This window comes from Variovorax sp. F042 (genome assembly GCF_057814215.1).
Genome location: NZ_JBVASX010000002.1, coordinates 816,266 through 839,028 on the forward strand (window position 1 = coordinate 816,266; position 22,763 = coordinate 839,028).

The 22,763-nt window shown below is 67.6% G+C and carries 19 protein-coding genes; 9 read left to right on the plus strand and 10 right to left on the minus strand.

Annotated elements, in window-relative coordinates; all coding sequences use genetic code 11:
- Window positions 1-4: 4 nt before the first annotated feature.
- The 4 genes from ACZYSP_RS12315 (at window position 5) to ACZYSP_RS12330 (ending at window position 6,058) form a co-directional block, all read left to right on the plus strand.
- Window positions 5-178 carry a hypothetical protein gene (locus ACZYSP_RS12315; RefSeq protein ID WP_179830479.1) on the plus strand — a complete coding sequence of 58 codons (174 nt, stop codon included), beginning with the start codon at window positions 5-7 and terminating at the stop codon, window positions 176-178.
- A gap of 28 nt (window positions 179-206) precedes the next feature.
- Window positions 207-2,465, plus strand: coding sequence for a phosphocholine-specific phospholipase C (locus ACZYSP_RS12320; protein ID WP_489014363.1), 2,259 nt, complete (start codon window positions 207-209; stop codon window positions 2,463-2,465).
- 20 nt (window positions 2,466-2,485) lie between these two features.
- On the plus strand, window positions 2,486-3,880 hold the full coding sequence (locus tag ACZYSP_RS12325) for an 8-oxoguanine deaminase (RefSeq protein WP_489014365.1): 1,395 nt from the start codon (window positions 2,486-2,488) through the stop codon (window positions 3,878-3,880).
- Between the two features lie 168 nt (window positions 3,881-4,048).
- Complete coding sequence (locus ACZYSP_RS12330) at window positions 4,049-6,058, plus strand: lipoxygenase family protein (RefSeq protein ID WP_489014367.1); 2,010 nt, start codon at window positions 4,049-4,051, stop codon at window positions 6,056-6,058.
- Window positions 6,059-6,076: 18 nt separating this feature from the next.
- On the opposite strand, the gene ACZYSP_RS12335 is transcribed toward ACZYSP_RS12330, so the two are convergent.
- The 3 genes from ACZYSP_RS12335 to ACZYSP_RS12345 are packed head-to-tail and all read right to left on the minus strand — an operon-like array spanning window position 6,077 to window position 8,269.
- Window positions 6,077-7,363, minus strand: coding sequence for a c-type cytochrome (locus tag ACZYSP_RS12335; protein WP_489014369.1), 1,287 nt, complete (start codon window positions 7,361-7,363; stop codon window positions 6,077-6,079).
- 13 nt (window positions 7,364-7,376) lie between these two features.
- On the minus strand, window positions 7,377-8,084 hold the full coding sequence (locus ACZYSP_RS12340; protein ID WP_489014371.1) for a c-type cytochrome: 708 nt from the start codon (window positions 8,082-8,084) through the stop codon (window positions 7,377-7,379).
- Complete coding sequence (locus tag ACZYSP_RS12345) at window positions 8,081-8,269, minus strand: DUF2970 domain-containing protein (protein ID WP_093050271.1); 189 nt, start codon at window positions 8,267-8,269, stop codon at window positions 8,081-8,083. The genes ACZYSP_RS12340 and ACZYSP_RS12345 overlap by 4 nt, the downstream gene beginning before the upstream one ends.
- A 99-nt stretch (window positions 8,270-8,368) precedes the next feature.
- Here ACZYSP_RS12345 and ACZYSP_RS12350 point away from each other — a divergent pair, with 99 nt between their 5' ends.
- The gene (locus tag ACZYSP_RS12350; protein WP_489014374.1) at window positions 8,369-9,787 is read left to right on the plus strand and encodes an aminotransferase-like domain-containing protein; all 1,419 of its coding nucleotides are present in this window, start codon (window positions 8,369-8,371) and stop codon (window positions 9,785-9,787) included.
- Here ACZYSP_RS12350 and ACZYSP_RS12355 read toward each other — a convergent pair.
- The 6 genes from ACZYSP_RS12355 to ACZYSP_RS12380 form a co-directional block, all read right to left on the minus strand.
- On the minus strand, window positions 9,735-11,000 hold the full coding sequence (locus tag ACZYSP_RS12355; protein ID WP_489014376.1) for an MFS transporter: 1,266 nt from the start codon (window positions 10,998-11,000) through the stop codon (window positions 9,735-9,737). The genes ACZYSP_RS12350 and ACZYSP_RS12355 overlap by 53 nt on opposite strands.
- A gap of 301 nt (window positions 11,001-11,301) precedes the next feature.
- Window positions 11,302-12,129: a phosphonoacetaldehyde hydrolase gene (phnX, locus tag ACZYSP_RS12360; RefSeq protein WP_489014378.1), complete on the minus strand. Its 828-nt coding sequence runs from the start codon at window positions 12,127-12,129 to the stop codon at window positions 11,302-11,304.
- A 49-nt stretch (window positions 12,130-12,178) separates the two neighbouring features.
- The gene (locus tag ACZYSP_RS12365) at window positions 12,179-13,318 is read right to left on the minus strand and encodes a TIGR03364 family FAD-dependent oxidoreductase (RefSeq protein WP_489014380.1); all 1,140 of its coding nucleotides are present in this window, start codon (window positions 13,316-13,318) and stop codon (window positions 12,179-12,181) included.
- On the minus strand, window positions 13,315-15,030 hold the full coding sequence (locus ACZYSP_RS12370; protein WP_489014382.1) for a putative 2-aminoethylphosphonate ABC transporter permease subunit: 1,716 nt from the start codon (window positions 15,028-15,030) through the stop codon (window positions 13,315-13,317). The genes ACZYSP_RS12365 and ACZYSP_RS12370 overlap by 4 nt, the downstream gene beginning before the upstream one ends.
- A 2-nt stretch (window positions 15,031-15,032) precedes the next feature.
- Entirely contained in the window at window positions 15,033-16,112 is a 1,080-nt protein-coding gene (locus ACZYSP_RS12375; protein ID WP_489014384.1) for an ABC transporter ATP-binding protein, read from the minus strand.
- A 31-nt stretch (window positions 16,113-16,143) separates the two neighbouring features.
- Window positions 16,144-17,178, minus strand: a complete 1,035-nt coding sequence (locus ACZYSP_RS12380) for a putative 2-aminoethylphosphonate ABC transporter substrate-binding protein (RefSeq protein ID WP_093048250.1) — start codon at window positions 17,176-17,178, stop codon at window positions 16,144-16,146.
- Between the two features lie 259 nt (window positions 17,179-17,437).
- Between ACZYSP_RS12380 and ACZYSP_RS12385 the strand changes: the two genes are divergently transcribed.
- Window positions 17,438-17,998 (plus strand): phosphonate degradation HD-domain oxygenase, encoded by a 561-nt coding sequence (locus ACZYSP_RS12385; RefSeq protein ID WP_093048247.1) that lies wholly within the window; start codon window positions 17,438-17,440, stop codon window positions 17,996-17,998.
- A gap of 123 nt (window positions 17,999-18,121) precedes the next feature.
- The gene (locus ACZYSP_RS12390; RefSeq protein ID WP_489014387.1) at window positions 18,122-19,915 is read left to right on the plus strand and encodes an ABC transporter ATP-binding protein/permease; all 1,794 of its coding nucleotides are present in this window, start codon (window positions 18,122-18,124) and stop codon (window positions 19,913-19,915) included.
- Here ACZYSP_RS12390 and queC read toward each other — a convergent pair.
- Window positions 19,897-20,601 carry a 7-cyano-7-deazaguanine synthase QueC gene (gene queC, locus ACZYSP_RS12395; protein ID WP_093048241.1) on the minus strand — a complete coding sequence of 235 codons (705 nt, stop codon included), beginning with the start codon at window positions 20,599-20,601 and terminating at the stop codon, window positions 19,897-19,899. The two genes, ACZYSP_RS12390 and queC, sit on opposite strands and share 19 nt — an antisense overlap.
- Before the next feature lie 83 nt (window positions 20,602-20,684).
- On the opposite strand from queC, the gene ACZYSP_RS12400 reads away from it, so the two are divergent.
- Window positions 20,685-21,095, plus strand: coding sequence for a DUF2177 family protein (locus ACZYSP_RS12400; RefSeq protein ID WP_093075993.1), 411 nt, complete (start codon window positions 20,685-20,687; stop codon window positions 21,093-21,095).
- Between the two features lie 186 nt (window positions 21,096-21,281).
- Window positions 21,282-22,754, plus strand: a complete 1,473-nt coding sequence (locus tag ACZYSP_RS12405) for an alkaline phosphatase (RefSeq protein ID WP_426391596.1) — start codon at window positions 21,282-21,284, stop codon at window positions 22,752-22,754.
- Window positions 22,755-22,763 lie beyond the last annotated feature (9 nt).

Consider the following 22,763-nt stretch of genomic DNA (forward strand, 5'->3'; position numbering starts at 1 on the left):
CCCCATGCGATTCATCACTTCGCGCACGCATCTCGCGTGCGCGCTGCTCTTCATTGCCTGCACGTTCTCCGCATGCGGCGGCAGCGACGGTGGCGGCTTCGCCGGCCTGCCCACACCGGACACCACGACACCCCCACCGGATACGGGCGTCAAGCCCGAAAAGCGCTGCGCTCCCTGATCGCCCGAAGAACCACAACAAGCTGCCCATGAATTCACGCCGCAAATTCCTCACCGGCACGGCCACCACCGGCCTTGCCGCCCTCTCGCTCAGCGCCTTCCCGCCCAGCATCCGCCGCGCACTCGCCATTCCGGCCAACAACAAGACCGGCACCATCCAGGACGTCGAGCACATCGTCGTGCTGATGCAGGAAAACCGCTCCTTCGACCACTACTTCGGCACGCTGCCGGGCGTGCGCGGCTTCGGTGACCGCTTCACCGTTCCGCTGCCGGGCGGGCGCAACGTGTGGCAGCAGAGCGATGCCGATGGCAAGCTCGTGCTGCCCTACCACCTCGACCAGACCAAGGGCAACGCCCAGCGCGTGAGCGGCACGCCCCACGAGTGGCTCGACAGCCAGGAAGCATGGGACGGCGGCCGCCTCTCCCAATGGCCGCGCTACAAGACCAGCGCAGCCATGGGCTACTTCATGGAAGCCGAAGTGCCGTTCCAGTTCTCGCTGGCCAACGCCTTCACGCTCTGCGACAGCTACCACTGCGCCATGCACACCGGAACGGACGCCAACCGCTCCTTCCACCTGACGGGCACCAACGGCTCGACCGCGCAGAACGTTGCCTTCGTCAACAACGAGTGGGACTGGCTCGACGGACGCGCTTCTGCCGTGAACACCGGCTACACGTGGAAGACCTACGCCGAGCGGCTCGAAGACGCAGGCGTGAGCTGGATCTGCTACCAGAACATGCCCGACGAATGGGGCGACAACATGCTCGGCGCCTTCCGCCAGTTCAGGCGCGCCAACCGGGCCTCGCCCTTTCCGGTCTCCAGCGGCGGCGCTCCCAACGCGCCCTATTCCAACAGCGGCCAGGCAACGCCCTATCACGCCTACGACCCCGCCAGCGACAACCCGGGCAACCCGCTCTACAAGGGCATCGCCAACACCTTGCCGGGCAACAAGCCGGAGGAGTACCTGGATGCGTTCCGCAGCGACATCAAGGCCGGCCGCCTGCCGCAGGTGAGCTGGATCAACGCCCCGTCCATCTATTGCGAACACCCGGGCCCATCCAGCCCGGTGCAAGGCGCCTGGTTCCTGCAGGAAATACTGGACGCGCTGACAGCCGTGCCGGAGGTCTGGAGCAAGACCGTGGTGCTGGTCAACTTCGACGAGAACGACGGCTACTTCGACCATGTGCCGTCGCCGTCCGCGCCATCGCTGATCAACCCCATCGACTCCAGGAGCGCCGCCGCGGGCAAGACGACGCTCGCCGATGCCGACCTGGCACACGAGTACTTCACGCAGCAGCCACCGGAAGGCAGCCGTTCGCAGCCTGCACCCGACGGCCGCGTGTTCGGCCCCGGCCCGCGCGTGCCGCTGTACGTTCTCTCGCCATGGAGCCGCGGCGGCTGGGTCAACTCGCAGGTGTTCGACCACACCTCGGTGCTGCGCTTCATCGAAGCGCGCTTCGGCGTGAAGGAGCCCAACATCTCGCCCTACCGCCGCGCCGTGTGCGGCGACCTCACGAGCGCCTTCAACTTCGCGACGCCCAACAGCGAGGCCCTGCCCACGCTCACCGGCCGCAAGAACAGGACCGAGGCCGACAAGCTGCGCCTCGACCAGGAAGCGCTGACGCAGGTGCCGCTGCCGCTCGACCCGCAGTTGCCGAAGCAGCCCATCGGCACGCGCCCCTCGCGCGCCCTGCCGTACGAACTGCACACCAGCGCCAAGGCCGACGTGGTCAACGGCAAGCTGCAGTTGCTGTTCCTCAACACCGGCAAGGCGGCTGCCGTGTTCCACGTCTACGACAAGCGCCACCTCGACCGCCTGCCGCGCCGCTACATGGTCGAAGCGGGCAAGAAGCTCGACGACACCTGGGCCGCAATGGCCGACGACGCCGGTCTCTACGACCTGTGGGTGCTCGGTCCCAACGGCTTTCACCGTCACTTCAAGGGCAACCTCAACACGCTGCGCGCGGGCGATGCGGCGCAGCCCGAGGTGCGCGTGTGCTACGACATCGCCAACAGCAATGTCTACCTGAACATGCGCAACGACGGCAAGGCAACGTGCAAGCTCACCATCGTCGCCAAGGCCTACCGTACAGACGGGCCGTGGACCGCGACGGTGAACGGCGGCGCCAACGTAGACCAGCACTGGGATCTCGCAGCCAGCGGCCAGTGGTACGACTTCGCCGTCACCTGCGATGCCGACCCGGCCTACTACCGCCGCTTCGCCGGCCGCGTCGAAACCGGCAAGCACACGGTGAGCGATCCGGCCATGGGCTTGCCCGACCTCTGAGCCCCGGCAAGAATGCCGGCATGCTGATGATTCTTCGACATGCCGACGTTCTGCTCACCATGGACGCTGCCCGGCGCGAGATCGCCGACGGCGCCGTGGTGTGCGACGGGCCCGCGGTGGCCTGGACAGGCCCCACGGCCGACCTTCCCATCGCGTATCACGACGCTCTGCGCAACGGCCAGGCCGAGGCCATCGACATGCACGGCCATGTGGTGATGCCCGGGCTGGTCAACACGCACCACCACATGTACCAGAGCCTCACGCGCGCCGTGCCCGAGGCGCAAGACGCCGAACTGTTCGGCTGGCTCACCAACCTGTACCTGCTGTGGGCGCGCCTCACGCCCGAGATGATCCGCGTGTCGACGCAAACCGCGATGGCCGAGCTGATGCTATCCGGCTGCACCACCACCAGCGACCATCTCTACCTGTTTCCCAACGGCTCGCGGCTCGACGATTCGATCGAGGCGGCGGACGCCATGGGCATGCGCTTCCACGCGGCGCGCGGCAGCATGAGCGTGGGCCGCAGCGCAGGCGGCCTGCCGCCCGACGAGGTGGTGGAGACGGAAGAAGCCATCCTGCGCGACAGCGAACGGCTCATCGGCCGCTGGCACGACGCGTCGCGCCATTCGATGCGCCGCATCGTGCTCGCGCCGTGTTCGCCGTTCTCGGTGTCGCGCGACCTGATGCGGCTTTCGGCCGAGCTGGCGCGTGAGCGCGGCGTGTCGCTGCACACGCACCTGGCCGAGAACGACAACGACGTGGCCTATTCGCGCGAGAAGTTCGGCATGACGCCGGCCGAGTACGCCGAAGACCTCGGCTGGGTCGGCCGCGACGTGTGGCACGCGCACTGCGTGAAGCTCGACGAGGCCGGCATCGCGCTGTTCGGCCGCACCGGCACCGGCGTGGCGCACTGCCCCTGCTCCAACATGCGGCTGGCCTCGGGCATCGCGCCCATCGGCGCAATGCGCCGCGCGGGCGTGCCCGTGGGGCTGGGCGTGGACGGCAGCGCGTCGAACGACGGCGCGCACATGCTGGGCGAAGCACGGCAGGCCATGCTGCTGCAGCGCGTGGGCTACGGCCCGGCGGCGATGACGGCACGCGAGGCGCTGGAAATCGCCACGCTGGGCGGCGCGCGCGTGCTGGGGCGCGACGACATCGGCGCCATCGCGCCAGGCATGTCGGCGGACATCGTCGCCTTCGACATGCGCGGCGTGGCGCATGCGGGCGCGGGGCATGACCCAGTGGCGGCGCTGGTGTTCTGCACGCCAGGGACGGTGTCGCTGAGCGTGATCAACGGGGCGGTCCGCATCCGCGACGGCGGCTTTACCGGGCTGGAGCTGGCTCCGCTGCTGGCAAGGCATCGCGACCTTGCACGCACGCTCTACGACGGCGCGCAGCACCCGCACACGGCCTGAGCTCCCCGGCAGCGCCGGTTGAGTGCCTTCGAGCCCTAGGCACCAACCCTTATTGCCAACGCCAGAGCCCCTCCGCAGAATCCGCCCACTGAATAGAACGACCGTTCTATTCAGTGGCCGAGCACGCCATCGGCCTTCCCAAGATTCACAACAACAGGGAATTGCTCGATGAAGCGCAGAGACATCCTCAAATGGTCCGCCTCGGCGGGCGGCCTGGGCCTGCTGGCCGGCAAACCATCCACCGCATCGGCCGCCCTGCCGGTGCTCAAGCCCACGCTGCCGCAGAAGATCGACCCGATCAGCGCCACGCTGCGGCGGCTCGAACTGGTGGGACGGCAGACAACTTACCTCTGGACCGAATCGCACATCAACCTGGCCGGCGTGCCGATGGGCGCGGTGGTGCCCCCGGGCGAACTGCCGGCGCTGGAGCACCAGCTAAAGACCATCGCGAAGGCGCTGGAAGCCGTTACCAATTTCGCGGCCTCGTTCGCCACCAGCGCGCTGGCCTCGGGCAGCCTGCAGTCGCTCGACAACCTGCGCACGCGCCTTGCTGGCCTGCAGGCCAGCTTCGACCAGCTGCTGGCCGCCAACAGCGGACTGGCGACGCTGCCGGCCGCGGTGCTGAGCCTGCTGGGCACGCTCACCGGCACGGCGGGCGACATCGCCACGCAGCTCAAGCAGATACACCACGATCTGCTGTCGCAGGGCCCGCTGGGTGCGCTGAACGGGCCGAAGACGGTGGCGCAGTACGACGCGCTGTTCGTCACCATCGAAAAGCCGGCCATCTCGCAGCTGCTGCACGACAACGACCTGTTCGCGGCCATGCGCGTGTCCGGGCCCAACCCGATGCTGATCCAGAGAGCGACGGCGCTGCCGGCGAAGTTTCCGCTGAGCGACGCGCAGTACCGGCAGGTGATGGGCGCCGGCGACAGCCTCGCCGATGCGGCCGCCTCCGGCCGGCTCTACCTGCTCGACTACGAAGGCCTGGGCGACATGGCGCCGGCAGGTCCGCAGGTCAAGCCGCTCACCGGCACTGCCTACATCCATGCGCCCATCGCGCTGTTCGCCCGACCCAAGACCGGCCGCTCGCTGGTGCCGGTCGCAATCCAGTGCGGACAAGACCCGACGCTGAGCCCGATCTTCCTTCGCGTGGACGACACCGCCAACGCCGAGGCCTACTGGGCATGGCAATCGGCAAAGACCGCGGTGCAGGTGGCGGACTTCAACTACCACGAGATGTTCGTGCACCTGGGCCGCACGCACCTGATGTCGGAGGCCTTCGCGATGGCCACGCAGCGCCAGTTCGCGACCGCGCATCCGCTGAGCCGGCTGCTGTCGCCGCACCTGGAGGGCGCGATGTTCATCAACGAGTTCGCGACGCTGATCATCATGGCGCCGCTGACCACGGGCGACGTGATCCTCACCGCGCCCATCGATACGCTGCAGCGCGAGTGCGGCCGTGACCGGCTGGCCTACGACTTCTACGACCGCATGATGCTGCCCAACGACCTGCACACGCGCGGCGTGGACGACACGGCGGCGCTGCCCGACTACCCGTACCGCGACGACGCGCTGCTGGTGTGGAACGCCATCGCGCAATGGGTCGGCGACTACGTGGCCACCTACTACCTGAGCGACGCCGATGTCACCGGCGACTACGAGCTCAAGGCCTGGGCCACCGAGCTCGCGACCAGCGGCAAGGTGCACGGCTTCCGGCCGATCACCACGCGCGCGCAGCTCATCGACGTGCTGACCGCGATCATCTTCAACGCCAGCGCGCAGCATGCGGCGGTGAACTTCCCGCAGTACTCGGTGATGACCTATGCGCCCTTCAGCGCCGGCGCGGGCGGTGTGCCGGCGCCGACAAGCAGTGCTGGTCAGAACGAAGCAAGCTGGTCGCAGATGCTGCCTTCGCGGCTGGCGGCGCAGGAGCAGATCCTGCTGTTCCACATCCTCGGCGGCGTGTACTACCGGCCATTGGGCGAGTACAAGGACAACATGTTCCCGCATCTGCCAGTGCTGCTCGACCCTGCCATCGCCGGGCAAGGCGGGCCGCTGGAGCGCTTCCGCAACGCGCTCGTCGGCATCGAGAACACCATCCGCCAGCGCAACACCACGCGCACGCGGCCTTACGAGCACCTGCTGCCGAGCCGCATTCCTTCGAGCACGAACATCTGAAGCGGATGCGGGCGCCGCTCAGCGGCGCATGGTGTCCAGCTGCGTGACGGGCGCGCTGTCGTTGCCCCACGAACCGCGCACGTAGGTGAGCACGGCCGCGACCTCGGCCGCATCCAGCGTCTGGCCGAACGGCGGCATGCCGTAGGGACGCGGATTGCCGGGGGTCGAGGGCAGGAAGCCGCCATGTGCGATCACCTGGATCAGGTTGGTGGGCCGCGCCATGTTGACTGCGCGGTTGCCCGCGAGCGGGGGGTAGGCGCCTGCCGCGCCCTGCCCCTGGTCGCCATGGCAGTAGGCACAGCGCTGGTCATAGATCTTCGCGCCGCGCGTCATCGTGCCGGCATCGCGGCGGATGGGGGCCTTCGCGATAACGGCGTCGGCCTCGGGCTTCGGCGCGTCGGGCAGGTCCTTCAGATAGCTCGCCATGGCCGTCAGGTCGGCTTCGCTCAGGTACTGCGTGCTGCGGAACACCACATCGGCCATCGGGCCCATGACCGAGCCGCGCGGTGCGACACCGCTCTTGAGCAGCGCCACCACGTCGGCCGCGGGCCAGTCGGCCACGCCGGCTTCATGCGGATCGTTGAGCGAAGGTGCGTACCAGTTCTCGACGGCGATGAGGCCGCCCGAAAGGCCCAGCCTGGTTTCGGTCGCACCCAGCGAATTGCGACTGCCGTGGCAGGCGATGCAATGGCCCAAACCGTTGACCAGGTAGGCACCCCGGTTCCATTCGGCCGGCTTGCCGGCATTGGCCACGAAGGGCTCGGGCTTGAACGACAGCACGCGCCACACGGCCAGTGCCGCCTGCGTGTCGTAGGGGAAGCGCAGCCGGTGCGCCTTGTTGGGCTCGGCTGCGGGCGGCACGCTGCGCAGATAGGCGTAGATCGCGTCCGAATCCTCGCGCGTCACCTGCGTGAAGTTGGGGTACGGAAACGCCGGGTACAGCAGCCGCCCGTCCTTGCTGCGGCCGTTGTGCATCGCGCGCCAGAAGTGCGCGCTGCTCCAGCCGCCGATGCCGGCCTTGTCGTCGGGCGTGAGGTTGCTCGAATAGATGGTGCCGAAGGGCGTTTCGATCGGCAGGCCGCCCGCATAGGGCTGGCCGCCGCGCGTGGTGTGGCAGCCCGCGCAGTTGCCGGCCAGCGCGAGGTAGCGTCCGCGCTCGACCAGTTGCGGCGTGGCGGCGAAGGCTTCGGCTTGCGCGGGCAGCGGGTCTTCGCCGCGCAGGTTCATGGCCACGATGCCGCCGGCGGCGGCTGCGCCGAGCACGATCAGCGCCAGCAGCGTCCAGGCCAGGTGTCGGAGTTTCATGGGCGCTGCTCCGTCACTTCGGCATGCCGCCGCAAGTCACCGGCAGCGGCGCGGGCAGCGAGGCCGCGGGCTTCGTGTCGGCCGGCATCGGCTGCACGGCAAGCCAGCTCGCAACGGCGTTGATGTCGGCGGTGCTCATGCGCCGGCCGACGTCGGCCATGCAGTCGGGCGGCAGCGCATGCCGCTCGCTCGTGAGCCAGGCGCCGAGCTGCGACGACACATAGAGCCGCGGCAGCCCCAGCAGCCCCGGAATGGCCGGCTGCACGCCCGTGAGCGCCGCGCCATGGCATTGCACGCAGGCGGGTATGCCGCGCGCCGCATCGCCTTCGCGCACGAGCTGGCGGCCGCGCTGAAGCTGTTCGGGCGTTGCATCGCTGGTGGGGGAAATCGGCGGATAAGGCAGCTGCAGCCCGGCAAAGTACTCGGCCATCTCGCGCAGGTACGCATCCGACAGGTGCTGCACCATGTACGCCATGTCGCTGTTGAAGCGCCGGCCGTCCCTGAAGCTCACGAGCTGGTTGAACAGGTAGCCGGCCGGCTTGCCCGCCAGACGCGGAAAGTAGCCCGCATTGGTGGTCGCGCCCTCGCGGCCATGGCAGGCGATGCAGGCGGCCACGCGCTGCTCGATGGTGTCGGGCACCGTGGCCGGCGTCGCGGCGCCCGCCATGCCCTGCACGGCGAGCAGCAGCCCGGCAACGACGAGGCGAATGTGCAGCTTCATGTACCGGCAGCGTAGTGCGCCAGCGCCAGCAGCCCCGCGATCAGCAGCAGCACCATCACGAATGCCACGCCGATCAGCGGCAGGATGCCGACTTGCGCGGTCCGCTTGTCGGCGTCGGCGCGGCGGCCACCCAGCCCGATGAAACTCCAGAGAACGGCGCGCACCGCGCGCATGAGATTCGACATGGGGTCGAGTGTGGCCCAGTCGGGCCAGAAAAAACAGATGCAGATCCGCACCAATTGACCGGTGCAGATAAAGTGCTGCCGAATGAAGAACACCCCGCGATGAAGCGATATGAAGCCCTGGCCGCCGACATCGAGGCCTCGATCCGCAACGGCACCCTGAAGACCGGCGACCGCCTGCCCTCGGTGCGCCACACCGGGCAGAGCCGCGGGGTCAGCGCATCGACCGTGTTCCAGGCCTACTACCTGCTGGAGGCGCGCGGCCTGGTGCGTGCACGCGACCGCTCGGGCTACTACGTGGCTGGAGGCGGCCTTCGCGATGCGCCGCCCGAGTCCACCCACACCTCGCGCCCGGCAGACGGGCCGCTGTCGCTCGACGTGAGTGACAAGGTGTTCGACATCCTCGAGGCCAGCATGTCGCGCAAGGTCGTGCCTTTCGGCTCGGCCTTTCCGAGCCCCTTGCTGTTTCCGCTGGCGCGACTCGGGCAGTTCATGGCCGCCAGTGCCAAGTCGCTCGACCCATGGAGCACGGTGGACGACCTCACGCCCGGCAGCGCGGCGCTGCGCCGGCAGATCGCGCTGCGCTACCTGGCCGACGGCATGCCAGTGCCGGCCGACGAGATCGTCATTACCAACGGCGCACTCGAAGCGCTCAACCTCTGCCTCGCGGCGGTCACGCGGCCGGGCGACGCGGTGATCGTCGAGTCGCCAACTTTCTATGCCGCGCTGCAGGCGCTGGAGCGCATGGGCCTGCGGGCCATCGAGGTGCCGACGCATCCGGGCGAAGGCATCGACCTCGAAGCGCTGGAGCTGGCCATCGCGGCACACAAGCCCACCGCGTGCTGGCTCATGACCACCTTCCAGAACCCGCTGGGCAGCCTGATGCCCGATGCGAAGAAGAAGGCACTGGTGGAACTGCTCGCGCGGCACGAACTGCCGCTGATCGAGGACGACGTATACGCCGAGCTCTACTTCGGAGAGCGCCGTCCCGCGCCAGCCAAGGCCTTCGACACACAGGGGCTGGTGCTGCACTGCTCGTCGTTCTCGAAGTGCCTGGCACCCGGCTATCGCATCGGCTGGACCTCGGCCGGCCGCTTCGCGCGCAAGGTCGCGCGGCAGAAGCTCACGACCACGCTCAGCACCTCGGCGCCCGCGCAGCTGGCGCTAGCTGGCTATCTCGAAAAAGGCGGGCTCGACAAGCATTTGCGCAAGCTGCGGCAGACGCTGGCGATGCAGCAGGCCACCTTCGCGCAGGCCGTGGGCCATTACTTTCCGCCGGGCACGCGCGCGACGCGGCCGCTGGGCGGTTACTTCCTGTGGGTCGAGCTGCCGGCGCGCGCGAACGCGCTGGAGATTCACCGCAAGGCGCTGGAGCTCGGCATCAGCGTCGCGCCCGGGCCGATCTTCTCGGCCACGCGCGCCTTCACCAACTGCCTGCGGCTGAACTACGGCCACCCGTGGAGCGCGCTCAGCGAGCAGGCGATGCAGACACTCGGCCGGCTGGCTGCCGAAGCGTCCTGAACAGCAGGAAAGCCGCGATGCTCACGTTCACCAGGTTCCAGCCGATGCCGTTCAGAAAGGCCGCGTGGTAGCTGCCCGTGAGGTCGAACACCTTGCCCGACATCCACCCGCCCAGCGCCATGCCGAAAAGCGTGAACATCAGCACCGTGCCCACGCGCGCGCCCGCCTCCTTCGGCGGAAAGTGCTCGCGCACGATGATTGCGTACGACGGCACGATGCCGCCCTGGAACAGCCCGAACAGCGCCGAGATCACGTAGAGCGGCACCAGCCCGTCGAAAGGCAAAAACAGCAGCAGTGCCACGCACTGCAGCAAGCCGCCAAGCAGCAGCGTGCGCAGCCCGCCGATGCGGTCGCAGATGGCGCCCGACACCAGCCGGCTCACGATGCCGAAGCCCAGCATCAGCGACAGCATCATCGCGCCCTGCGCCGGCCCGTAGCCCAGGTCGCCGCAGTAGGCCACGATGTGCACCTGCGGCATTGCCATCGCCACGCAGCAGGCCACGCCGGCCACGCACAACAGGCTCTGTGCCGCACCCATGCTCAGGCCGAAAGGCCGCTTCATGTCGCGCACCGCGGCCCTGTTCGAAGCGTTGGCGGGCGGTGCATCAGCCAGCGCAGGCGGCCGCGTGCGGAAGAACAGGGCAAGCAGCGCCATCGTCAGCCCGCAGAAGATGCCCATGCCGATATAGGTCTGGCGCCAGCCCACCGTTTCGACGAAGTGCTGCGCGATCGGTGGCCACACCGCGCCCGCGAGGTAGTTGCCGCTCGCGCACACCGCCACCGCGATGCCGCGCCGCTTGACGAACCACAGCGAGGTGTCGGCCACCAGCGGCGCAAAAGCCACCGAGCTGCCGAGCAGGCCGACCAACAATGCCTGCGCGATGGTGAAGGACACGATGCCGCCCGAGAGGCCAGTCACGATGTACCCCGCACCGAGAAACACGGAGCCCATCAGCAGCGGCCGCATCACGCCGACGCGGTCGGCCAGCTTGCCCATCAGCACGCCGCCGAAGCCGAAGCCCAGCATCAGCAGCGTGTAGGGCAGCGAGGCGTCGGCACGCGCGACGCCGAACTCGGCCTGCACCGCGGGCAGCATCACCGACACCACGTACATGCCGCTGCTGCCGACCGTCATGACGAGCAGCGTGAGGCCCAGGCGCACCATGGCGTAGCGTGAATCCGCCTGATGGGTGGTTGTCTCGTTTGTCTTCATTTTTGTCTCCGCGACGAGGATACCCCGTGACGCGGAAACGCGAGGCACGCATAGAGCCCGGTGGTGTCAAACCACCTTCAGGCTCGGCATTGGCTCAGTGTGCGAATGGCGCGGGTGTGGCGACAAAGCTCATCGAAGCCTTCGGCATGGGGCCACCCGGCTTCGGCCTGTCGTCGCACGCGGCCGTCAGCAGGCCCACGCAGAACAGAAGAAGAACAAGGCTTGTGCTTCTCATCATGGCAGGCATGCTATGCCCGCGAAGGCGTGCGTCAAGTCGGACGCTGCCGCTTCTGGCTACAGGTCAGGCGACGACAGGCCGCTCGCCGCGCTGCAGCCGGCGTTCGATGTCTTCCAGCACCTGCGGCAGGTCGGCCACGCTGTCGATCACGTAATGCGCGCCGGCCGCTTCGAGTTCGGCGGTGGCGCGTGCGCGACGTTCTTGCTGCTGGCCTTCATCGAGCGCCTGCCATTCGGCCAGCGTGAGACCGTTCACGTTGCCACTGACAGCCACGCCCACGGCCCAGGTGCCCGCGTTGAGGCCTTCCTGCAGGCCAACGCCGGTGTCGTCGACCTTCACCACGGTGTGCGGCGGCCACACACCGAGGTCGGCGAAGCAGCGGTACATCATGAGCGGCGACGGGCGGCCTTCGGCGAGGTCGCCGCCGCACACGAGGTTGTCGGGCGCATAACCGCCGGCCGCGGCGATGGGCGCGACCACTTCCATGATCAGGCGGTTGTAGCCGGTGGTCGAGCCGATCTTCAGGCCGCGCTGGCGCAGCACGCCGACGGCCTCGAGCGCGCCCGGAATGAAGTCGGCATGGTCGCGTGCGCTGGCTGCGTTCATGGGCGTGAAGATTTCATACAGCTTGTCGGCATCGGCGTCGTTGAACGCATGGCCGTGCTTTGCTTCCCACTGGGCATTGATGCGCGGCAGCGTGCCCAGCGCCTTGATGTGGTCCCACTTGGCCACGCCCATCGGTCCGCGCGCCTCGGCGATGGTGATGTCTATGCCGAACTGCTCGAACAGCTTCACGAAGGCACCCATGGGGGCGCAGGAGCCGAAATCGAGGATGGTGCCGGCCCAGTCGAAGACGACGGCCTGGAGCTGGGAGTGGTTGTGGGCGTTCATGGCGGCTGAGATGAAGAGGTTCGGAAGGAAGGCAACGGCCCTGCAGCCGTCACCAGGCGTTGAAGACGTCGTGCGCGATGCCGAAACCGGTGCTCGCCCCACTGCCGCTGGTGACCAGCACCACGCGCGTCGCGTCGTCGGGCGCGTCGATCACGCAGGGCGTGGTCTTCGATGAGGGGTACACGCCGGTCCAGCGCTCGGTGATCTGCGCGGCGTCGAGGTTCAGCGTGCTGCGCAGGTGGCTCAGGATGAGCTGGTCGACCTCCTCCATCGCGAAGGGCTCGGGTGCGTCGGCGTAGTGGTGCGAGTCGCCGACCACCAGCGAGCCGTCGGCGCTCTGCACCACGATCAGGTGGATGCCGTGAGCGAGCGATGCGGCCTCTTCCTGCTGCAGGCGCGCGCGCAGCGCGGCGGCCTCTGGCAGCGTGCTGTAGCCCTCGTAGCGCACGAGGCTCAGGTCCATCATCACGGAGCCGGGCAAACGGTAGCCCGCTTCAGGCTTCACGCGCAGCATCTGCAGGCGGCACAGCGTGAGGTCGTGCGCGGCAATACGGCCAGCGAACAGGCCGTGCAGATCGGTGTTGGTGCAGACCACCACGCGCTCGGCATGCAGCGTGCCGCGCGAAGTGCGCACGCGGGGCGTTTCGACTTCGAGCACGGCTTCGCTGAAACGGAAGGTCACGCCGTGCGCCTCGGCCAGCCATTTGGTCAGCAGGCCGATGGCGGTGCGCGATTCGACGCGCAGTTCGTGCGGGCTGAAAAGCACCGAGCGCGCATCCGCCAAGCTCAGCGCCGGCGCCTTGGCCTGCGCATCGGCGGCGTCGAGCAGTTCGCAGCCCTTGCCCATCGGCGTGCGCATGAAGGCTTCGAGCACGTCGTGCGCCTCGGGGCGATAGGCCGCGAGCCAGAGGTTGCGGTGCACGACCTCGATGCCGGCCTGCGGCGCGACCTCGTTCCACACACCGCGGGAATGCATCGCGCGGCGCCACATGTCGCCCGGCGCCTGGCCGGTGATGGTGATGAAGCCGAAGTTGCGGATCGAAGCGCCGATGCAGGCTGCGTCGCGCTCGATCACGCAGACCTTGAGGCCGCGCTGCACGGCGCTGTAGGCGTGGGCCAGGCCGACGATGCCAGCGCCGACCACGATGAGATCGAAGCTGTCGGGGTCGTGTGCGGGGGTGGTGATCACCGTTGTCTCCAGGCCTGGGTGCGCTTGAGCGCCCACTGCCCCGCCAGCGCGAACACGCCCCGGCCGATGGCGGCGGTGAGCATGATCAGCGAAGCCATGGCAGCGGCGGGCGCGACGTCGCCGGCGTCGTCCATGTTGAGCACGGCGATGGCTGCGAGCGTGGTCTGCGGCGAATAGAGGAACACGACGGCCGACACGGTCGTCATCGCGTTGACGAAGAAATAGCCGCCCACGTTCAGCACGGTCGGCAGCGCCACCGGCAGGTGCACGCGCCACAGCGTGCGCCAGAACGGCACGCCCATCGACTCGGACACCAGCTCGTATTCGCGGTCGAGCTGGCGCAGCGCCGTGAGCGAAGTCAGGTGCGCCACCGAGAAGAAGTGCGCCACCGTGCACACCACGAGGATGGTCATGCTGCCGTAGATGGCACGCAGCGGGTTCGAAGGCGAGATGAAGAAGAAGATGTAGCCCACACCCAGCACCAGCCCTGGCACCGCGAGCGGCAGGTTGGCCAGCAGGTTCAGCAGTTCGCGCAGCAGGCCGAAGTGGCGCGGCTTCTCGACGAAATAGGCCGAGATGAACGTGATGAATGCACCCGCCACTGCCGCGCTCACAGCCAGCCGCAGCGAGTTGAAGTAGCTGCCCCAGCCGCCCCCGTCCATGTTGCTGAAGTCGTAGTTCTTGAACGACGGCACGAGGTTGTAGGGCCAGAAGGTGGCCAGCGAGGCGAACACCGCCATGCCGATCATCACGAGGATGCCGCAGGCCGTGAGCACGCAGAAGGCCAGCAGTGCGCGGTCGCGCACCTTCATAGGCTCGGGCTGATAGGGCGTGGCACGCGCCGACAGCGCCGCCGCCTGCTTGCTGCGCACATGGCGCTCGACCAGGAACGACAGCACCGCCGGAATCAGCAGCACGAGGCCGACCACAGCGCCCATCTGGAAGTTCTGCTGCCCGACCACCTGCTTGTAGATGTCGGTCGCGAGCACGCCGGTCTGCCCGCCCACCACCTTCGGCACGCCGAAGTCGGTGATGACCAGCACGAACACGACCATCGCGGCCACGATGAGGCCGTAGCGCGAGGCCGGCAGCGTCACCGTGCGGAAGATGCGCCAGCGCGAGGCGCCCAGCGTCTGCGCGGCCTCGTAGAGCCGGCCGTCGGAAGTGGCCATGGCGGTGGTGAGGATCAGCAGCGCATGCGGCAGCGTCCAGAACACCGAGCCGAGCACGATACCCAGCGGGCCGTAAATGGACGCGCCGCCCAGCAGCCCCTTGAACAGGCCCTGGTTGCCGAACAGGTAGACGAGGCTGATCGCGGGCAGCAGCGAAGGCGCGAGCAGCGGCACCAGCGCCACCGCGCGCAGCAGGCCCTTGGCCGGCATGCACGACAGCGTGAGCCCGTAGGCGTACACGTAGGCGATGCCCGTGCAGATCACGGCGCTGAGGGCCGCGAGCCCCAGGCTGTTGAAGGCCGACTGCACCAGCGCCGGGTTGTCGAGGTAGCGCGCGAAATTGGCAAGGCCCACGAACGCGCCCGCGTGGTCGAAGAAGCTCTGGCCGACCAATGCGCCGACCGGCAACGCGACGATCACCACCAGCAGCAGCACGACCAGCAACACGGCCGCGCCCGTCAGCCAGCGCTCGCGGTCGAATGCGCTGCCACGCGCCACCACCACCGGCACAACGGCGATGGCGTCGGGAGAACTGCTCATGCTCAGTTCGCCAGGACCGACAGCGCGTTCAGGGGCAGCTGGATATGCACCATGCTGCTAGGCACCAGCGGATCGCTGCCGCCGCCGCGCGCATCGGCGGGCAACTCGGCCTCGATCTCGATGCCAAGCGGCTCGCAGGCCAGGCGGGCCGAGGTGCGGTTGCCGAAGAACTCGGTGTCGAGCAGGCGTGCCGCAAAGCTGTTGGCGCCGAGCTCGGTGCCGAAGCGCTTCACGACCACGTGCTCGGGCCGGATGCCCACGGTTGCCTGCGAACCGACGCTGAGGCTGCCGGGCGCACAGAACAGCTCGCTGTCGCGCACGCGCACCTTGCCGTCGGCCAGCACGGTGGCCGGCAGCATGTTCATGCGGCCCACGAAGCCCGCCACGAAGCGGGTACGCGGCTGGCGGTACAACTCGTCGGGCGTGCCCGCCTGCTCGATGCGGCCGTTGTGCATCAGCACCACGCGGTCGGCCATCGAGAGGGCTTCTTCCTGGTCGTGCGTGACCATGATGGTGACGATGCCCAGGCGCTTCTGCAGCGCGCGGATTTCGCTGCGCAGGCTGGCGCGCACCTGCGCGTCGAGCGCGGAGAGCGGCTCGTCGAGCAGCAGCAGGCGCGGGTTAGGCGCAAGCGCACGCGCCAGTGCAATGCGCTGCTGCTGTCCGCCCGAGAGCTGGACGGGGTATTTGTCGGCATGCGCGGCCAGGCCGACGAGGTCGAGCATCTCGCGCGAGCGCTTGGCCATCTCGCGGGCCAGTGCGCCCGTGGGGTGCAGGCCGTAGGCGATGTTCTGCGCGGCCGTCAGGTTGGGGAACAGTGCGTACGACTGGAACACCACGCCGAATCCGCGCGCCGCGGGCGGCAGGCCCGCGATGTCCTGGCCGCCGAGCAGGATCTGGCCGCTGTCGGCGCGCTCGATGCCGCAGACGATGCGCAGCAGCGTGGTCTTGCCGCAGCCCGAGGGGCCGAGCAGGCACACGAACTCGCCGGGCTCGATGTCGAGATCGATGCCGTCGAGCACGCGTGTGGCGCCAAAGGCCTTGCCGATGCCGCGAAGTGAAAGAAAGCTGCTGCTCGTCATGACCGGGTACCGCTTGGCTTCAACGACAGGATCAAAGCGGCTTCTTTTCCGACTTGGACTCGTAGCGCTTCGACCATTCCGTCAGGATGCGGTCGCGGTTGGCTGCCGCCCAGTTGAAGTCGTTCTTGGCGAGCAGCTTCTCGACGTCGCCCGGCACGAATTCAAGCTTTTCCTGGATGCCCGGCAGCGCGAGCACAGCGAAGTTCTTGGCATACAACTCGTTGGCCTGCTTGGTCACGGCCCAGTCGGCCAGCGCCTTGGCTGCGTCCTGCTTCTTGCTGGTCTTCATGATGCCGGTGGCTTCCATGTCCCAGCCCAGGCCTTCCTTCGGCAGCACGATGTCGATGGGAGCGCCGTCGCGCTTGGTCTTGTTGGCGCGGTATTCGAAGGACATGCCGAGCGCGAACTCGCCGGCGCCGGCCTGGCGGCAGGGCTTGCTGCCCGACTGGCTGTAGATGCCGATGTTCTGGTGCAGCGCGTCCATGTACTTCCACGCCTTTTCTTCACCCATCATCTGGATCCAGCCCGACACCATCAGGTAGCCGGTGCCCGAGGCGGCCGGGTTGGGCATGGTGATCTGGCCCTTGTAGACCGGGTTGGTCAGGTCGGCCCAGCTGGTGGGCTTGGGCAGGTTCTTCTTCTGCGCTTCGGCGGTGTTGAAGCAGATGGCCGAGGACCACACGTCCATGCCGACCCACTTGGGCGGGTTGGCCGCATCGCGCATGGTCGGCTTGATGGCGTCCAGGCCCTTGGGCGCGTAAGGCTGGAGCATGCCTTCCTTGTCGAGCAGCATCAGCGAGGTGGCGGCCAGGCCCCACACCACGTCGGCCTGCGGGTTGGCCTTTTCGGCCAGCAGCTTGGCGGTGACGATACCGGTCGAGTCGCGCACGAACTTCAGCTCGATGCTCGGGTTCTCCTTTTCGAATGCGGCCTTGTAGGCCTGCACCTGGTCGGCTTCGAGCGCGGTGTAGACCAGCAGCTCGGTGCGGCCCTGGGCCGATGCGGCAAAAGCCAGCGAGAACAGGGCGGCCGGCACGAAGGCCCAGCGGAGTTGACGATGCAGCATGGTGGAGGTTCTCTTGGGAAAAGTAGAAAGGACGCGATGCGGGACACACGGGCAGGCAAGCGAAAGTACGCAAGTGCCGTTCAGCGATGCGGGCGATGCTGGCACCGGCATGTGACAAGAATTTGTCAGATGCCCCAGAAACACCCAAATACCCATAAATACACCCTAGGCCGGCGATGTCGCGGCGGCTTCGTCATCCGCATGTCATTGCGTCGCGTCAAGCTGCCGGAGTTATTCCCTGTGTTTTCGCTTCGCTTTCATGACACTCGACCTTGCCGAGATCGCCCGCCTGTTCGCCGAACGCGGTGGAGTCGCGTACGCGGGCGAGCCCGTGTCCCAGCTGGAACACGCGCTGCAATGCGCCTGGCTCGCGGAACAGGCCGGCGCGAGCGATTCACTGGTCACCGCCGCGCTGCTGCATGACCTGGGCCACCTGCTGATCGCCGAGCACCAGACGCTATCGCAGTCTCCTACCCAACTGGGCATCGACGACCGCCATCAATACATCGCACTGCCCTTGCTGCGCGGCGCCTTCGACATCGAAGTGCGCGAGCCGATCCGCCTGCATGTGGACGCCAAGCGCTACCTGTGCGCGACGCGGCCCGACTATTTCTCGAAGCTCTCGCCCGATTCGGTGCGCAGCCTGGCCCTGCAGGGCGGCGTGATGGACGCGGAAGCGGCGCAGCGCTTTGCCACGCACCGCTGGTCGGGCGACGCTGTGCGGCTGCGGCTCTGGGACGAAGAGGCGAAGGCGCAAGGGCTACAAACGCCGCCGCTGGCGCATTTCCTGGCGACGGCGGCCAGGGTCATGTTGCACTGACGGGCCTGTTTTTCGGAGGCTGGGCAAGGTTTCAGGCCGATTTCAGGCCGGATTAAGAAACTCTTGTCTACGATGGTTTCTTCATGATGACCGGCGCCGCACGGGCGCCTGCGAGGAAACCACATGTCTTCATCCGTCACCGCGCGCGCAAGCACGTTCATCCAGGTACTGCGCCGCGTCTTCTCGCTCGCGGCGCCCTACTTCCGGTCCGAGGAGAAATGGCGCGCGCGCGCCATGCTGCTGGCCATCGTCGCGCTCAACCTCTTCTATGTATATGTGGCGGTGCTGGGCAACCAGTGGTACGGGCGCTTCTACGACGCGCTGCAGAACAAGGACGTGACGACCTTCTGGCGCGAAGTGCGCGTGTTCGGCTGGATCGCCTTCTTCAACATCGCGGTGCAGGTGCTGAAGTTCTACATAACCCAGCTGCTGCAGCTGCGCTGGCGCACCTGGATGACGCGCAGCTACCTGTCGCGCTGGATGGCGGACCGCACCTTCTATCACCTGGAACTCGCGCGCTACGCCAACAAGGACGGCCACACGCCGGACAACCCCGACCAGCGCCTCCAGGAAGACATGCAGATCTTCACCAGTTCCACGATGACGCTCTCAATGGGCCTGTTGAACGCCGTCGTCACGCTCCTGAGCTTCATCGGCCTGCTCTGGGGGCTGTCGGGCAATTTCTCGTTCACCTTCAGCGGCACCACCTACCAGATCGTCGGCGCGATGGTTTGGCTGGCACTGGGTTATTCCATCGTCGGCACCGTCGTCACGCATTTCATCGGCCGTCCGCTGATCGGGCTGAACTTCAGGCAGCAGCGCTTCGAGGCCGATTTCCGGCACCACCTCGTGCGCGTGCGGGAGTACAGCGAAGCCATCGCACTGGACCACGGCGAGAAGGTCGAGCGGGGCCAGCTCGACCTGCGCTTCGGCGATGTGCTGCGCAACTACCTGCTGCTGATCAAGCAGCAGAAGAACCTCGTCACCTTCACCTCGTTCTTCGGGCAAGCGGCGGTGATTTTTCCGTTTCTCGTGGCGGCGCAGCAGTACTTTGGCGGCGCGTTCCAGCTCGGCCACCTGATGCAGATCGGCTCGGCCTTCGGCAAGGTGCAGGAGTCGCTCAGCTGGTTCGTCGACAACTACGACAGCGTGGCCGTGTGGCGCGCCACCACCGACCGCCTTACCAGCTTCGATGACAGCATGACGGCCCATGCCTCGCGGGACGACGCCCTGCAGCGTGCGCCCTCGGAGATGCTGCAAACCGACGACCTCGCAGTCGCGCTGCCGAACGGCACGCCGCTGCTCGCCGGCGCCACGCTGGCGGTGAAGCCCGGTGACAGCGTGCTGCTGCAAGGACCCTCGGGCAGCGGCAAGTCGACGCTGTTCCGCTCGTTCGCGGGCATCTGGCCGTTCTCGAAGGGCAAGCTGCAGGTGCCCGACAACGTCGCCTTCATGCCCCAGCGGCCCTACGTGCCCGACGGCAAGCTGCGCGATGCGCTGACCTACCCCAACCCCGCATCGAACTTCAGCGACGACCAGTTGCGCCAGGCCCTGACCGACGCGCTGTTGCCCGACCTCGTGAGCCGCCTTGACGACAGCGACGCCTGGAGCCAGAAGCTCTCCGGCGGCGAGCAGCAGCGCCTGGCCATCGCGCGGGTACTGCTCAAGAAACCGGCATGGCTGTTCGCCGACGAGATCACCAGCGCGCTCGATGCGCAGGCCGAGAGCGTGCTCTACAAGCGGCTCGCCGCCACGGTGCACGCCGCCGGCGGGGCGATGGTGTCGATCGCGCACCGCGCGGCCGTGGGCGACTTCCACAACCAGCGATGGACGCTGGTGCCGCAGGAAGACGGCGCCGCCGGCGGCGCACGCTACCGGCTGAACACCTCAGCGGGGGTTCAGCCCGCCGCGGCGTAGCGCTCCCAGCCCTTCTTGCGCAGGTCGCAGGCAGGGCACTCGCCGCAACCGTAGCCCCAGGCCTGGCGGTGCACGCGGTCGCCGAGGTAGCAGGTGTGGGTCTCTTCCACGATCAGGTCGACCAGCGGCTCGCCGCCCAGACGGTGCGCCATGGTCCAGGTCTCGGCCTTGTCGATCCACATGAGCGGCGTCTCGATGACGAGGCGGCGCTCCAGCCCGAGCGACAGCGCGAGCTGCATCGCCTTCATGGTGTCGTCGCGGCAGTCGGGGTAGCCCGAGAAGTCGGTCTCGCAGACACCGGTGACGATCACCTGCAGCCCGCGCCGGTAGGCCAGCGCGCCGGCCAGCGTGAGAAACAACAGGTTGCGCCCGGGCACGAAGGTGTTGGGCAGGCCGTCGGCCTGCATGGCGAAGGCGACCTCTTCGGTGAGCGAGGAGCCGCCGAGCTGCGCCAGCGCTGCAAGCGTGAGCACATGGTCTTCGCCCAGGCGCGGCGCCCAGTCGGGAAAGCGCTCGCGCATCTTCGAGAGGATGGTGCCGCGCACGTCGAGCTCGACGCGGTGGCGCTGCCCGTAGTCGAAGCCCAGGGTTTCGACGCGCTGGTACTTCGAGAGCGCATCGGCGAGGCAGGTGGTCGAGTCCTGGCCGCCGGAGAACAGAACGAGGGCGGTGGTGTGCAGGGGCATATCCGTCGGCGGCGGTGCATGCCGCCGTAGTCCAAAGGCGCGATTTTCGCAGGTGCCCCGGGGGCGTGGATACGATCTCCCACATGAACGCCAAACACCTGCTTGCATGGGTCGCCACTTTCGCGGTGCTGCTGGCGCTCGACGTGCTCTGGCTCGGCTTCGTCGCCAAGAACATGTACCAGCAGGCCATGGGCGATCTGATGTCGCCGAATCCGCGGCTGGGCTTCGCGGCCCTGTTCTACCTCACCTACCCCGTTGGCCTGCTGGTGTTCGCGATCGTGCCCGGCCTGCGGGCACGCGGCGTGACGCGGGCGGCGCTGCTGGGCGGGCTGTTCGGCCTGTTCTGCTACGGCACCTATGACCTCACCAACCTCGCCGTGATCCGCGACTGGCCGCTTGCGCTGTCGTTCATCGACCTGGCATGGGGCACGCTTGTGAGCGGCCTTGCCGCGGCAGCCGGCGCAGCGGCGCTGCGCTGGTTCGCGTCGCGCTGAGTAGTCGCCTCAGCTAGCCGGCGTGCGTGACGCGCCGAAGACAGTTCGCGCCTTTATTTCGACAAGAGCGCTGAACTTTCATTCGGCTTTCAACTCGTCACGGCCGGGTCATCTGACGTCTTTAGATTTCACCTCCAGAAATGGTGCACGCCCGGTGCACCGGTCAAACAACCACCCGAGGGAATCATGACCCAACGCTTCATTGCCCCGGCGCTGCTGGGCGCCTCACTACTGCTGTCCGCTTGCGGCGGCAGCAACAACAACGGCGTCGTGTTGCCGTTCATTCCGCCGACGACCACCCCGCCGCCGGCCGCGCAGGCACCCAAGAACGTCCTGTTCTTCCTCGGCGACGGCATGGGCATCACCACCATGACCGCCGCGCGCATCTACAAGGTCGGCGAAGACGGCGACCTCACGATGGACACGCTGCCCGAGACGGCCTTCGTCCATACCTATTCGAACGACGCGCAAGTAACCGACAGCGCCCCCTCGATGTCGGCCTACATGACCGGCGTGAAGATGAACAACGAAGTCATCTCGATGAGCCCCGAGACCAAGGCCGCCGACGCCTCGGGCAAGGCCTACCAGGTCAATTTCGACAGCACCTGCCCCTCGGGCAACGGCCAGGCCGTTGAAACGCTGCTGGAGCAGAGCAAGGCCAAGGGCTACGCAACCGGCGTGGTGACCACCACCCGCATCACCCACGCCACGCCTGCCGCCACGTACTCGCACGTGTGCCACCGCGACGCCGAAAACACCATCGCCGCCGCGCTCGTGCCGGGCGGCGCGGGCTACAACGGCAAGCTGGGTGACGGCGTCGACGTGTTCTTCGGCGGTGGCACCGACTACTTCATCGCCAAGGAAGCCGGCGGCAAGCGCAACGACAAGCGCGACCTGATCGCCGAGCTGAAGACCGCCAAATACAGCTTCGCCGCCAACAAGACCGAGTTCGACAAGCTGCCGGCCGACGGCGCCACCAAGATCGCCGGCCTCTTCACCAAGAGCCACATGGCGTACGACCTCGACCGCGACGCCACCAAGGAGCCGAGCCTGGCCGAGATGACCGGCAAGGCCATCGACGCGCTGGCCGCGCGCAAGAAGGGCTTCTTCCTGATGGTGGAAGGCGGGCGCATCGACCATGCTCTGCACGCCACCAACGCGCGCCGCGCACTGCAGGACACCGGTGCCTTCGACGACGCCATCAAGCTCGCGCTCGACAAGATGCAGGCCATCGATCCGGGCCTGAAGAACACGCTGGTGGTTGTCACGGCCGACCACGACCACACGCTGCAGCTCAACGGCTATGCCGCGCGCACCGGCAAGACCGAAGCGGGCAAGCCCGGCGTGCTGGGCCTCGTGAAGGACTACGTCGACACCAGCAAGACCAGCAAGGACGTGGACGGCAACCCCTACACCATCATCGGTTTCGGCAACGGCCCGCGCCGCCTCGCCACCCGCGGCCCGATCTCCGACGCCGAGCTGGAGAACAAGGACTACCGGCAGGAAGCCGTGGTGCCGATGGATGCGGCCAGCGATTCCGAAACCCATGGCGGTGCCGACGTGTTCCTCGGCGCGCAGGGCCTGGGCGCCGACAACTTCGCCGGCGTGATCACCAACACCGACGTGTTCGGCCTCATCAAGAAGGCGGTCGGCCTGTGAAGGGCAGCG

Bases quoted from the DNA above. Each gene is read 5' to 3' on its own strand.
- ACZYSP_RS12315 (WP_179830479.1), top strand. From the start codon at position 5: ATGCGATTCATCACTTCGCGCACGCATCTCGCGTGCGCGCTGCTCTTC.
- ACZYSP_RS12320 (WP_489014363.1), top strand. From the start codon at position 207: ATGAATTCACGCCGCAAATTCCTCACCGGCACGGCCACCACCGGCCTT.
- ACZYSP_RS12325 (WP_489014365.1), top strand. From the start codon at position 2,486: ATGCTGATGATTCTTCGACATGCCGACGTTCTGCTCACCATGGACGCT.
- ACZYSP_RS12330 (WP_489014367.1), top strand. From the start codon at position 4,049: ATGAAGCGCAGAGACATCCTCAAATGGTCCGCCTCGGCGGGCGGCCTG.
- ACZYSP_RS12335 (WP_489014369.1), bottom strand. From the start codon at position 7,363: ATGAAACTCCGACACCTGGCCTGGACGCTGCTGGCGCTGATCGTGCTC.
- ACZYSP_RS12340 (WP_489014371.1), bottom strand. From the start codon at position 8,084: ATGAAGCTGCACATTCGCCTCGTCGTTGCCGGGCTGCTGCTCGCCGTG.
- ACZYSP_RS12345 (WP_093050271.1), bottom strand. From the start codon at position 8,269: ATGTCGAATCTCATGCGCGCGGTGCGCGCCGTTCTCTGGAGTTTCATC.
- ACZYSP_RS12350 (WP_489014374.1), top strand. From the start codon at position 8,369: ATGAAGCGATATGAAGCCCTGGCCGCCGACATCGAGGCCTCGATCCGC.
- ACZYSP_RS12355 (WP_489014376.1), bottom strand. From the start codon at position 11,000: ATGAAGACAAACGAGACAACCACCCATCAGGCGGATTCACGCTACGCC.
- phnX (WP_489014378.1), bottom strand. From the start codon at position 12,129: ATGAACGCCCACAACCACTCCCAGCTCCAGGCCGTCGTCTTCGACTGG.
- ACZYSP_RS12370 (WP_489014382.1), bottom strand. From the start codon at position 15,030: ATGAGCAGTTCTCCCGACGCCATCGCCGTTGTGCCGGTGGTGGTGGCG.
- ACZYSP_RS12375 (WP_489014384.1), bottom strand. From the start codon at position 16,112: ATGACGAGCAGCAGCTTTCTTTCACTTCGCGGCATCGGCAAGGCCTTT.
- ACZYSP_RS12380 (WP_093048250.1), bottom strand. From the start codon at position 17,178: ATGCTGCATCGTCAACTCCGCTGGGCCTTCGTGCCGGCCGCCCTGTTC.
- ACZYSP_RS12385 (WP_093048247.1), top strand. From the start codon at position 17,438: ATGACACTCGACCTTGCCGAGATCGCCCGCCTGTTCGCCGAACGCGGT.
- ACZYSP_RS12390 (WP_489014387.1), top strand. From the start codon at position 18,122: ATGTCTTCATCCGTCACCGCGCGCGCAAGCACGTTCATCCAGGTACTG.
- queC (WP_093048241.1), bottom strand. From the start codon at position 20,601: ATGCCCCTGCACACCACCGCCCTCGTTCTGTTCTCCGGCGGCCAGGAC.
- ACZYSP_RS12400 (WP_093075993.1), top strand. From the start codon at position 20,685: ATGAACGCCAAACACCTGCTTGCATGGGTCGCCACTTTCGCGGTGCTG.
- ACZYSP_RS12405 (WP_426391596.1), top strand. From the start codon at position 21,282: ATGACCCAACGCTTCATTGCCCCGGCGCTGCTGGGCGCCTCACTACTG.